The organism is Burkholderia sp. BCC1644 (genome assembly GCF_902833225.1).
In the GTDB taxonomy this organism is placed as follows: Bacteria; Pseudomonadota; Gammaproteobacteria; order Burkholderiales; family Burkholderiaceae; genus Burkholderia.
Map to the genome: position 1 here is coordinate 344019 of NZ_CADFEI010000001.1, position 12021 is coordinate 356039.

Sequence of the window (12021 nt, forward strand, 5' to 3'; positions counted from 1 at the left end):
TCATGATCGGCGCAGGCCTACGATGCGGTCCTGACGACGGTGCGCATGTTGCGCGCCGTCTTTTCGATCCCCGTTCGCCGACCTCATGCGCCTCGATCTCCCGTCCGCTCCCGCATCCTCTTCGCTGCCCGCCAGCCCGTTCGCGCGCATGGCCGTCGTCACGGTCCTGACCGGTGTCGGAGCGGGCGTCGGCGGCATGCTGCTCGCGCTGCTGCTGCATGCGATCCAGCATATTGCGTACGGCTACAGCGTCGCGCACGTGATCGGTTCCGAGAGCTTTCTCAGCGGCGTGACCGGTGCCGATCCGCTGCGCCGGGTGGTGGTGCTGATCGTCTGCGGGGTCGTCGCCGGTGGCGGCTGGTGGGCGCTTTACCGGTATGGCCGGCCGCTGGTCAGCATCCGCCGCGCCGTGCGTGCGGCCGATCCGCGGATGCCGTTTGTCAGCACGACGGTTCATGCGCTGCTGCAGATCGTCACCGTTGCACTCGGCTCGCCGCTCGGCCGCGAAGTCGCGCCGCGCGAGATCGGTTCGCTGCTCGCCGGGCGGCTGGCCCATGCCGCGGGGCTTTCACCCGACGACTGCCGGCTGATGGTCGCGTGCGGCGCCGGCGCGGGCCTTGCGGCGGTCTACAACGTGCCGCTCGGCGGCGCGATCTTCGTGCTCGAAGTGCTGCTCGGCACGTTCGAACTGCGGGCGCTGGTGGTGGCAGTCGTGACATCGGCGATCGCGGCCGTCGTCGCGTGGGTTGGGCTCGGCAACGAGCACCAGTACACGGTGCCGCCGTTCGTGCTGAGCACGCCGCTCGTTGCATGGTCGATCGTCTGCGGGCCGCTGTTCGGTTTCGCTGCGTATGGCTTCGTGCGGCTCACGACCCGCGCGCGGGCGAACGCGCCGAAAGACTGGCGGCTGCCCGTGTTTTCGCTGGTCAATTTCGCGGTGATCGGTGTGCTCGCGATGCGGTTTCCTCAACTGCTCGGCAACGGCAAGGGGCCGGCATCGCTGGGTTTCGACGGCACGCTGACGATCGGCCTCGCGGCGGCGCTGCTCGTGCTGAAGGTGCTGATCGAGGCCGCCAGCCTGCGGGCCGGCGCGGAGGGCGGGCTGCTGACGCCGGGCCTCGCGAACGGTGCGCTCCTCGGCGTCGTGCTCGGCGGGCTGTGGAGCCTCGTTTGGCCGGGCGCATCGATCGGCGGATGTGCGCTGATCGGCGCGACCGCGTTCCTGGCCGCGTCGATGCAGATGCCGATCACGGCCGTCGTGCTGCTGCTCGAATTCACGCGTGCGAATCACGACAGCCTCGTGCCGATACTGCTGGCCGTGGCCGGTTCGCTTGTCGCGTACCGGTTTGCTCAGCGCTTGGCGGAACAAAGGGCGGGTGCGGTTGCGGCCGTGAGCGTGCCCGCGACGACGGCGCGCTGACGCTCACGAGTGGCTCGGGCGGGCGAACTTGGTACATTCGTCGCCTGCGTGCCGCTGGAAATTGACAATCCGCATCTATTCAAATCAATGCCGTTGCCGTGGCGCATTCGCGTGGAACGATGTCGCTGTAACAGCCGTAAGTACAAGCCGTAAGGCACTGCGTAGGAACCGCAGGAGATCGATCGATTGCGTCCGGACATGACTCCTGCTGCAGCGATCGCCACGGCGGTGCTTTGTCCGCTCCGCACCATACAGATAGCCTTGCCCTCGGGTTTCAATTCAAACGATCCGAGGGAAAATGGCGAATACGTACAAGTACGGCATTCATGAACGGTTGAGCCGTGAAGAATTGTTCTTCCTGATTTTCATTGAAGAGACCGGCAAAGCGCTGGGTGTCGAGGATGCAGTTGGTATCGCGATGGTCTTGCTGGGACAGCGTTTTATCCGGACGAGAGGGAAGTTCGCGGACGCCGTGAAGGGTACCTCCATCGCGTCCGTCGTTTCCCGACGGATGCTGCCGTATGAGCTGAAGCACCGGATTTTGCCGACCGCTACCTCATTCACCAGCCTTATCATGTTGCGCATCAAATTCACACGGAATATCGGTGCATTCGTCGGGCGGGCGATTCCCGGAGTAGGTTGGGTGGTCCTGGCGACGGATGTCTCGTTGATCACGTGTCGTACGATTGGCGCATACAACAGCATGGTGAAGCCCGAGGATCGTTTATATGGCTGACACGTGGAAACGTCTCGAAGCGTTTTTCGCGGCCGATATTGCAAACCTTGCTATCGATCGCAGCGAACTGTCGCGGGACACGGATCTCCATCATGATCTCGACCTCGAGCCGCACGACATCGACGGAATCGTCCGGCAATGGGCCGAGACGTTCGGCATCGATCTGTCCGCGTTTGACATCCACTATTACTATCCGTCCGCGAAGCTCGGCATCGGTTCGTTTCTCGCGACGGTCGTCAAGTCCCCGTTCAGCGCCGAGGCGCGCGAAACGTTGGGCGGCCGGTCACTGACACTCGGCATGATGGAGGAGGCGATGGAGCGCGGACGCTGGGAGCCTTGAGTCGCCAGTCCATCGAGATTCTGGACACACGTGACGAGGGGAAAATCGCCTCATGAAACGCCCGTCTGATTTGTCATCAGTCGGGCGTTTGTGCGTTCGCACTTCTTTCCTGTGTTTCTTGTCCGCAGCACGCTTCCTTACGGTTCATCGATCGGTCCACGGTTTCCGGATCCGGCGGCGGCCGTATGGCGGATTCGATCTCCTGAAATCGGCCGCACCGATTCCCGGCAGGGACATCAAGGCAAGCTATTCGGTTCTGTGCAAGAATCCGCGCGTTTCCGCGCCTCAACCAACAACGACACGCGCGGACGTCCCTATCAGGAAACGAGGAGCTCAAGTTGATACAGCGCATTTCCCGCTTCTTCACGCAGGTGGTTCACCGCGTGCTGCCCGACCCGTTGATTTTCGCGATCCTGCTGACGATCGTCACGTTCGCGCTTGCGTTCGGCCTCACGCCGAATACGCCGGCGCAACTCACGATGATGTGGGGTTCGGGTTTCTGGAATCTGCTCGCGTTCTCGATGCAGATGGTCATGATTCTCGTCACCGGCCATGCGCTCGCGAGTTCGCCGCCCGTGCGGCGCATGCTCGTCGCGCTCGCGAGCACCGCGCGTACGCCCGGTCAGGGCGTGATGCTCGTCGCGTTCGTCGGCGCGCTGGCCTGCGCGATCAACTGGGGCTTCGGCCTCGTGCTCGGTGCGATGCTCGCACGCGAAGTGGCGCGCCGCGTGCCCGGCAGCGACTACCGGCTGCTCGTCGCATCGGCCTACATGGGCTTCCTGAGCTGGCATGGCGGGCTGTCGGGCTCGGTCCCGCTCGTCGCGGCCACGAAGGGCAATCCGATGGAAAAGACCATCGGGCTGATTCCCGTGTCGGATACGATCTTCACCGGCTACAACGCGTTCATCACGATCGGCCTGATCGTGATGCTGCCGTTTCTCGCGCGGATGATGATGCCGAAGCCGGGCGACGTCGTCAGCGTCGATCCGGCGCTGCTCGCCGAGCCGCCGAGCGTCGAGCGTCAGCTCGGGCCCGATGCGACGTTCGCGGAACGGCTGGAGGAGAGCCGCGTGCTGTCCGTCTTCGTCGCGGCGCTGTGCGCGGCGTTCCTCGTGCTGCGTTTCGTGCAAAAGGGCTTCGCGCTCGACATCGATACGGTAAACCTCGCATTCCTCGCGGCCGGCATCCTGCTGCACCGGACGCCGATGGCCTATGCGCGTGCCGTGGCCGGCGCGGCGCGCGGCGCGTCGGGGATCATGATCCAGTTCCCGTTCTACGCGGGCATCCAGGCGCTGATGGATCACTCGGGGCTCGCGGGCGTGATCACGAAGTGGTTCGTCGATATCGCGAACGTGCACACCTTCCCGCTGCTCGCCTTCCTGAGCTCGGCCGTGATCAATTTCGCGGTGCCGTCGGGCGGCGGCCACTGGGTCGTGCAGGGGCCGTTCGTGATGCCGGCCGCACAGGCGCTCGGCGCCGATCTCGGCAAGGCCGCGATGGCGATCGCGTACGGCGAGGCATGGACCAACATGGCGCAGCCGTTCTGGGCGCTGCCGGCGCTGGCGATCGCGGGACTCGGCGTGCGCGACATCATGGGGTATTGCGTGACGACGCTGCTGTTTTCCGGCGTGGTGTTCGTGGCGGGGATGTATCTGTTCTGACAGGGCGAGGCGAGATGCGGGCGGCGTTCGCGTCCGCATCTCGCCATCCTGAATCCGGCCTGTCGTCAGCCGCGCGACCGTGCGTCCGGCCGCTCGTGCCCGTGACGCAAGGCGAGGCTGGCGAACGCCGCGATGACGAGGGCGGCCGCAAGCAGCGTCAGCCCGTTCTTCGCGTTGCCGGTGGCCTGTTCGATCGCGCCGACGACGGTCGGCCCGACGAAGCCGCCGAGCAACCCGCATGTATTCACGAGCCCGAGCCCGCCGGCCAGTGCGTTGCCGGCAAGCCGCGACGCGGGAAACGTGAACACGATCGACTGCACGACGAAGAACATCGACGCGGCCACGCACACGGACAACAGCCCCGCGACAGGCGACGCAACCGCTGCGCCGACCATCCCGGCTGCCATCACGACGAGCCCCGCACACAGCATCCGGCGTGAATGCCGTGACTCGCGCGCAAAGCGCGGCAGCGTTGCGGCGCCGCACGCGGCGGCGAGCCAGGGCAGCGCGGTCAACAAGCCGACCGCGAACGGCGAGAAGCGCCCCGATGCACCGATGATGCCCGGCAGGAAGAAAATCACCGTGTAGACGGTCAGCTGGTGGCAGAAGTACACGAAGATCGCGAGCCAGATCTGCGGGTCGCGCAGCGCGGTGCCGAACGAATGGCCGCCGTGCGTGCCGACGCCCGCGTCCTGCTCGGCGGCCAGCGTGCGTTCGAGTGCACGTCCGGTTTCCGGAGAGAGCCACGGCGCGGTGCCCGGACGATCGGGTAGCCGCGTCCACACGACGAACGCGAGCAGGATCGCCGGAATGCCTTCGACGACGAACAGCCATTGCCAGCCGTGGAAGCCGAGCGTGCCGTCGAGTTCGATCAGCGCGCCGGCCAGCGGCCCGCCGACGATGTTCGCGATGCACACACCAAGCAGGAAATATCCGGTTGCGCGCGCACGCTCCTCGCGGCCGAACCAGTACGTCAGGTACAGCATCACGCCGGGGAACAGCCCGGCTTCGGCGGCCCCGAGCAGCAGGCGCATCACGTAAAACGACGTCTCGCCGCTGACGAACGCCATGGCGACCGACAGTACGCCCCACGTGATCATGATCCGCGTGATCCAGAAGCGCGCGCCGACGCGATGCATGATCAGGTTGCTCGGGATTTCGAAGAACGCGTAGGTCAGGAAGAAGAGCCCTGCGCCGAGTCCATACGCGGCCGATGAAATGCCGAGATCGACCCCCATCGAATGTTTGGCGAACGCGATGTTGGTGCGGTCGAGAAAGCTGATCACGTACGCGGCGATCAGCAGCGGCATGAGTTTGCGGAACAGCAGCCGGTTCAGCGACGCGCTCGCGTCGCCGGCGGCGGAAGGCAAGGCCTGGGCGGGATGAGTGGACATGCGGACGACTCCGGTAAGGGCGAACCGGCGCGCACGGCAAGCACGGTGCGCCGCGTTCGGCAGATGCCGCTGCGATACATGCAGCGGATGGGCAGACGACGGAGCCGCGCCGGCGGCGCTCGAACGGAGCGGGGCGATGATGGGCGTCCTGGCGCCGGCCGGCTCGGGCCGGCGCCTTGTCACTGCGCTTGCGGATCCTGGTGTTGCGGGGGCGACCCGGCGATCAGAAATTCACCGCGTCGCCGCCCTTGAGTGCGAGCATCGCGCGTGCCTCGGCCGGTGTCGCGATCTCGAGCGACAGGCCTTCGAGCACCTGCCGCATTTTCAGCACCTGCGCGGCGCTCGATTCCGCGAGCTTGCCTGGTGCGATCCACAGCGAATCCTCGAGCCCGACGCGCACGTTCGCGCCTTGCGCAGCGCCGATCGTCGCGAGCGGAATCTGGTTGCGGCCGGCGCCGAGGATCGACCACACGTAATCGCCGCCGAACAGGCGGTCGGCCGTGCGGCGCATGTGCATCAGGTCTTCCGGGTGCGCACCGATCCCGCCGAGCAGGCCGAACACGCTTTGCACGAAGAACGGCGGCTTCGCGAGCCCGCGGTCGACGAAATGCGCGAGGTTGTACAGATGCGAGATGTCGTAGCACTCGAATTCGAAACGCGTGCCGTTCGCCCCGCAACGCGTGAGGATCGTCTCGATGTCGGCGAACGTGTTCTTGAACACGAGATCGCGGCTCTTCTCGAGATGTTCGCGTTCCCACGGATGCTTCAGTTCGCGGAAGCGCTCGAGCATCGGGTACAGCCCGAAGTTCATCGAGCCCATGTTCAACGATGCGACCTCGGGCTGGAAATGCAGCGCGGGCTGCAGTCGTTCGTCGACCGTCATGTGCGGACTGCCGCCCGACGTGAGGTTGATCACCGCGTCGGTTTGTGCCTTGATGCGCGGCAGGAATTCGGCGAACACGGCCGGATCCTGGGTCGGCTTGCCGTCGGACGGATTGCGTGCGTGGAGGTGCAGGATCGCCGCGCCGGCCTGCGCGGCCGCGACGGCGGCCGTCTCGATTTCGTGCGGCGTCACCGGCAGGTACGGCGACATCGACGGCGTATGGATCGCGCCGGTCGGCGCACAAGTGATGATGACTTTGCGAGCGTTTGCCACGGATGGATTCCTTTCGGTGAGCGATGCAGGGAGCGTCACAGCACTTCGACGTTGCCGCAGACGGAGATGGCCTGCCCCGTGATCCCGTGCCCGCCCGGCGAGCACAGGAACAGCGCGGTCGCGGCGATCTCGGCCGGATCGGTCATGCGCCGGAGCGAGATCTTCTCGAGATAGCGCTTCTCCATTTCGTCGTAACCGATGCCGAGCTGCTGCGCGCGCGCTTCGATCACGCGGCGCATCCGCGGGCCGCGCACGATGCCGGGCTGAATGGCGTTCACGCGAATGCCGAGCGGCCCGAGCTCGATCGCGAGGCTCTTCACGAGGCCGACCACGGCCCATTTGGTGGCCGCATACGGCGTGCGGAACGCGTAACCGAGCCGGCCGGCGACCGACGACAGCGCGATGATCGCGCCGCCGTGTTTGGCGTTGCGCAGCAGTGGCACCGCGTGGCGCGCGAACTGGAATTGCGCGGTCAGGTTGATCGCGACGGTTTGTTCCCACTGCACGGGCTCGATTTCGTCGATGCCGCCGGTCGGGCCGGCGATGCCGGCGTTGTTGACGAGCACGTCGAGGCCGCCGAGCCGGGCCGATACGTCGGCGAACACGCGTTCGACGGCGGCCGGATCGGAGACGTCGGCCAGCGTCGCACTGATCGCACCGGCCCCGGCGCGCGGCGGCCGGTCGGCGAGCGCTGCAATCGCGGCTTGCGATGCATCGCATACATGCACGTGCGCGCCGCATTCCGCGAACGCGTCTGCGATTTCGAGACCGATGCCCGATGCGCCGCCCGTCACGAGGACGCGCAGGCCGTCATAGGGTTTCAGCAGGTCGGAAGCTGTCATGCCGGGTTGTCTCCATCGTTGGTGTTGTGGGATTGCAGCCGCTCGCGCTCGGGCGCCCGCGGCAGGTGGGCGCTACGGCTTCGCGTTCACGGTCCGCGGTGTCTGTTCGGCCCGCAGCGTCTCGGCGAGATCGTGTGCCGCGCCGCCGATGTCGAGCGCGATGCCGGCTCGCACGCCTGCGCCGTCGCGCCGTTCGAGCGCATCGACGATGGCGCGGTGCGCGTCCATCGAGCGCCGCATGTGCGGGATGTCGAGCGCGACCATGTTGAGGAAGGGGCCGACGCGCATCCACAGGTTCTCGACGATTGCGAGCGTGCTTTCGCTTGCGCCGTGTGCGTAGATCGCGCTGTGGAACGCGAAATTGCTTTGCAGGTAAGCGCGCGAGCGGCCGGCCTCGACGTGCGCCTGCATCGTCTCGCAGGTCTTGCGCACGGCCGCGATCTGCGCGTCGGTCATCCGTCCGCACGCGCGCTCGGCGATGCAGCCTTCGAGTGCGATCCGCACGTCGCGCAGCTCGTCGAGCATGTCGAGCGTCATCGGCGGCACGACGAGCGCGCGATTCGGGCCGTCGACCAGCGCGCGCTCGGCGCGCAGCCGCGTGAGTGCGGCGCGCACCGGCATCGTCGACGAGCCGACCGCCTCGGCGACACTGCGCAGGCTCAACGCCTGGCCGGGCGCGAAACGACCGCTCATCAGCGCTTCGCGCAGTTGCTGGTAGACCTTGTCGGCCATCGTTTCCTGTTCGATGGCTTTCAGTGCGGGCGGGACGATACGTGGCGCCAAGACGGGGTTCTCCGAGGTTTGATCTGCGATCTGTGATCACACTTGCGATGTGCGAAGTGTTGACGATCGGAGGAGTCGAGTCAAGTCGAACGGGGTTGGGGAAAACGAGGGGGAGAGGCAGGCCAAGGGCTGACTGGGTGGTGCCACGGATGAATGATGTATTACAAATACATTTCAATTCATGCATGATGACGACCGGGTTCGAGGGCCCTGAAGGAAATCCGAAAACTCGAGTAGTCGGGATTTTTCAATGTGTTTCCTCCAGTCGAATTCATTCCAACAACAAGGAGTCGAGGTGAAACGACCGTCGTTTACCGTCGCATGGGCGGCATCCCAGCGAATCTACGATCCGGCAAATTCCGGCGAGCGCGTGGCAAAAGTGATCGGTGGATATGTCGAGAAGAACGTGAACAATCCGAGCCCGACAGAGCGATGGAGCAATACGTGTGCAGTGAGGATGAGCTATATCCTCGGTGAAGCCGGCACGGTCATTCCTCGAATTCCGGGACAAACAGTATCGGGCGGAGACAATCGACAATACTTTTTCCGCGTCAGGGACTTGATTCGATTTCTCGAACAGCGATGGGGAAAGGCAGAGCGCGTGACATACCCACCTTCGAACGGAGGCCCATTGGCAGGCCGACAGGGCGTCATCCTGTTCGAAGTGTCCGGGTGGAGCGATGCGCAGGGTCACGCCACGCTGTTCAACGGGCGTACCTGCTACGACCACTGCTATTTCAACGAACCGGGCGCGCGGTATCGTACGGAGCGCGCAAATTTCTGGAGTCTGTCATGAGGGGAGTCTGGATCATGGCCGTGCTGGCGTGCGTTGCACTTCAACCCGCAGCGGTTGCAGCGAAGGACGCGGCACAAGCCTCGCCGGAGTCCGGCTCACGGACATACCTCCAGAACTTCAAGGACATGGTGCTCGCGGAGTGCCTCGCAACCGCATACAAGCAGGCGCCCGGCGTGAGCAAGGATATCGGCAGCAGCACCAGCGCGTTGCGCGACTGGAGCTACTACGACATGGAGCGTGCTCCGGATGTCATTCATGCGCTGGTAGCGAAGTATCTTGCTCGCGACTACCGGAATCCGGTTGTCGAATCGGAGGTCAGCGACGTGCGGTTCGACTTCCTGAAGTGCGTTGACCTGTATCACGGCAAGGAACTGGACGCTGTCGCGAAGCAGCTCGTGTTGCACCCGAACCGGACTTATCGGAGCGAGGCTTCGCGGAAGCCGCAGTAGCGATCAAGCGCCGTTGCGCACCGCCTTCTGCTCCACGAACACTGCTCGAGCGTCCGGATCGAGTGACTGATGTCGCGCCGTCAGATTCCGTTTGACGGGCTGCAGCGCTTCTATATCGCGGCCGGCGTGGCCTGGTATCAGCTGCTCGACAGCCTGTCGTGACGCGGGCGAGCAGCCGGATCGCCATCCTGCATCCGATCGGGCAGAATCGACATTCCCAGTTCCCGCCGACCGATGCCCCATGACCGCTCCGAACGAACCGCCCGGCCACCGCGCCTATGCGAGCTTCGCGCAACGCTACGCGGCGATCGCGCCGACGAAGGCGCACAACGCGCTGTACGAACGGCCGGCGACGATGGCGCTGCTCGGCGACGTCGACGGCCTGACGGTGCTCGACGCCGGCTGCGGACCCGGCATCTGCAGCGAGCACCTCGCGCGCCGCGGCGCGTCCGTGCATGCATTCGACGTCACGCCGGAGATGATCGCGCTTGCGCGAACGCGCTGCGACGGCCTTGCGGTCGACGTCGTGGAAGGCGACCTGGAGGCGCCGCTTGCGTGGCTGCCGGATCATGCGGTCGACAAGGTGCTGTGCTCGCTCGCGCTCGACTACGTGCGCGATCTCGCGCCGACGCTGCGCGAATTCAGGCGCGTGGCGCGCCCCGGTGCGACGCTCGTGTTCTCGATGGCGCATCCGATGCGCGACTGGATGGACGAGCGCACGCGCGGGGACGGCACGTATTTCGACACGTCACGCTTCGGGCTCCACTGGTCGGGATTCGGCGAGCCGAGGCCCTTTGTCGAAGCCTGGCGGCGGCCGCTCGCCGATATCCTGAATGCGGTCGCCGACGGCGGCTGGCGGCTCGACCGGTTCGTCGAACCCAAGCCGCTGCCGGAGATGAAGGCCGTGTCGGAACGACTCCATGCGGAGCTGTCGCTGGCGCCGGCCTTCCTGTGCGTCCGCGCGCGCCGCTGACGCGGCACGGCGTCCAACCGGCGCTCAGTGCTGCGCCGGCTCGTCGTTCAGCGTGCCGAGGAATGCTTCGATGTCCTTGATGTCCTGCGCCGTCATCGCGGGCGTGTCGCCCGGCTTGCGGTCGAACGGCGCATCGGTCACGTCGACGTTCGCGCGATATTTCGGCGGGATGTCGTCGTACTCGTCGACCTTGCCGTCCGCGCCGCGCGAATAGAACTTCTGCGGCGAGATGCTGCGCTCGTTGTAGAACGCCATCACCTGATCGAGCGTATGGAATACGCCGTTGTGGAAGAACACGTGGCGCGTCGCCGAGTTGCGCAGCGTGGGCGTCAGGAACATCGCGCAGTACTGCGTCTGGTCCTTCAGATCGTCGCGGAACGGTCCGCACACGCCGAGATCGTAGAACGCCGGGTTGCGGTTCTGCGCGAGCGCCTTGTTGCGCGGCGCACCGAGCGCCTCGTACTGGTAATCGGTAAACATCGGCGGCAGCCCATCCTTGCCGGGCTTCGACAAGTGGCAGCCCGCGCAATTCGCCTTGTCCGGATCGTTGAACAGGCGCAGTCCGCGCAGTTCGGCCTGCGTGAGACGCGCACGGCCTTCCAGCCAGCGGTCGTACTTGCTGTTGTACGGATGGAACGACGGATCCTCGACCTGGTAGCGCGCGATCGCGAACATCGCCTCCGACACCGCGAGCTGCGGGCTGTCGAACACGCGCGCGCCGAACAGTTTCTCGAACTGCACGCGGTGCGACGACTGCGCGAGCTTGTGCGCCACGTCTTCGATGCTCGAGTTCGCCATCTCGACCGGATTCAGCAGCGGGCCGAACGCCTGCTGCTGCAGCGTGTCGGCGCGGCCGTCCCAGAACATCCCGCCCTGCGGGACGAGTTGCGGCGCGGCCGACGTGCCTGCCACCTTCTGCGCCTTCACCACGCCGGCCGCCGATGCGGCCTGCTGCGCGACGCTCGGCGCGGCGTCGTTTTCACCGGCGTCGGGGCCGATGCTGAAGTTCGGCTGGCGGTACAGGTACATCAGCGACGGCGGCGGGCGATAGCCCTGCTGCGTCATCGCGAGGCCGCCGGGCTGCACGTCGAGCGCATTCGGCGGGCCGTACGCATGATCGGGGCTGTGGCACGACGCGCACGACTGCTTGCCCGACGCGGACAGCGACGGATCGTGGAACAGCGCGCGCCCGAGTTGCGCGACCGCCGACAGCGGCTGCGCGGCAGGCCGCTGCAGCACGACCGGATGCGGATTCGCGCCCGTCCAGTCGGCGACGACGGTGCCGATCGCCGCCGGCACCTGCGCGGGAAACGCGATCGCGAACGCGCCGTAACCGAGCACGGCCGCGCCGAGCACGAACGCCGCGCGGCGCAGCAGGCGGGAAGGGGCGCGCGGCGCGGAGGAGCCGGAGGCGTCGGGAGACGGGAACGCGGGGCGAGCTGTCATGCTGTCGGTCGGAAATCGGGCGCCG

12 protein-coding genes are annotated in these 12021 nt (G+C 66.0%); 7 read left to right on the top strand and 5 right to left on the bottom strand.

All coding sequences use genetic code 11. The features are described from left to right. The first annotated feature begins 85 nt into the window (after nt 1-85). The 4 genes from HWX87_RS01480 to HWX87_RS01495 all read left to right on the top strand — a co-directional run bounded on the left by HWX87_RS01480 (nt 86) and on the right by HWX87_RS01495 (nt 4157). Nucleotides 86-1420 (top strand): chloride channel protein, encoded by a 1335-nt coding sequence (locus HWX87_RS01480; RefSeq protein WP_176045324.1) that lies wholly within the window; start codon nt 86-88, stop codon nt 1418-1420. Nucleotides 1421-1718: 298 nt separating this feature from the next. Continuing rightward, nucleotides 1719-2156, top strand: a complete 438-nt coding sequence (locus HWX87_RS01485) for an STM2901 family protein (RefSeq protein ID WP_176045325.1) — start codon at nt 1719-1721, stop codon at nt 2154-2156. Next, on the top strand, nt 2149-2496 hold the full coding sequence (locus HWX87_RS01490) for a DUF1493 family protein (RefSeq protein WP_176045326.1): 348 nt from the start codon (nt 2149-2151) through the stop codon (nt 2494-2496). The genes HWX87_RS01485 and HWX87_RS01490 overlap by 8 nt, the downstream gene beginning before the upstream one ends. 338 nt (nt 2497-2834) lie before the next feature. Next, the gene (locus tag HWX87_RS01495) at nt 2835-4157 is read left to right on the top strand and encodes a TIGR00366 family protein (protein ID WP_176045327.1); all 1323 of its coding nucleotides are present in this window, start codon (nt 2835-2837) and stop codon (nt 4155-4157) included. A gap of 65 nt (nt 4158-4222) precedes the next feature. On the opposite strand, the gene HWX87_RS01500 is transcribed toward HWX87_RS01495, so the two are convergent. From HWX87_RS01500 to HWX87_RS01515, 4 genes are all read right to left on the bottom strand, one after another. After that, nucleotides 4223-5551: an MFS transporter gene (locus HWX87_RS01500; RefSeq protein WP_176045328.1), complete on the bottom strand. Its 1329-nt coding sequence runs from the start codon at nt 5549-5551 to the stop codon at nt 4223-4225. Between the two features lie 223 nt (nt 5552-5774). After that, nucleotides 5775-6707 (bottom strand): 3-keto-5-aminohexanoate cleavage protein, encoded by a 933-nt coding sequence (locus tag HWX87_RS01505; protein ID WP_048251972.1) that lies wholly within the window; start codon nt 6705-6707, stop codon nt 5775-5777. 35 nt (nt 6708-6742) lie between these two features. Continuing rightward, nucleotides 6743-7549: an SDR family oxidoreductase gene (locus HWX87_RS01510; protein ID WP_176045329.1), complete on the bottom strand. Its 807-nt coding sequence runs from the start codon at nt 7547-7549 to the stop codon at nt 6743-6745. 72 nt (nt 7550-7621) lie between these two features. Next, complete coding sequence (locus HWX87_RS01515) at nt 7622-8332, bottom strand: GntR family transcriptional regulator (RefSeq protein ID WP_176045330.1); 711 nt, start codon at nt 8330-8332, stop codon at nt 7622-7624. Nucleotides 8333-8627: 295 nt separating this feature from the next. On the opposite strand from HWX87_RS01515, the gene HWX87_RS01520 reads away from it, so the two are divergent. The 3 genes from HWX87_RS01520 (at nt 8628) to HWX87_RS01530 (ending at nt 10550) form a co-directional block, all read left to right on the top strand. Then, on the top strand, nt 8628-9128 hold the full coding sequence (locus tag HWX87_RS01520; RefSeq protein WP_176045331.1) for a type VI secretion system amidase effector protein Tae4: 501 nt from the start codon (nt 8628-8630) through the stop codon (nt 9126-9128). Beyond that, nucleotides 9125-9577 (top strand): type VI secretion system amidase immunity protein Tai4, encoded by a 453-nt coding sequence (locus tag HWX87_RS01525; protein ID WP_176045332.1) that lies wholly within the window; start codon nt 9125-9127, stop codon nt 9575-9577. The genes HWX87_RS01520 and HWX87_RS01525 overlap by 4 nt, the downstream gene beginning before the upstream one ends. A gap of 241 nt (nt 9578-9818) precedes the next feature. Continuing rightward, entirely contained in the window at nt 9819-10550 is a 732-nt protein-coding gene (locus tag HWX87_RS01530) for a class I SAM-dependent methyltransferase (protein ID WP_176045333.1), read from the top strand. Between the two features lie 24 nt (nt 10551-10574). Here HWX87_RS01530 and HWX87_RS01535 read toward each other — a convergent pair whose 3' ends face one another. Next, nucleotides 10575-11996, bottom strand: a complete 1422-nt coding sequence (locus HWX87_RS01535) for a cytochrome c peroxidase (protein ID WP_176045334.1) — start codon at nt 11994-11996, stop codon at nt 10575-10577. Nucleotides 11997-12021 lie beyond the last annotated feature (25 nt).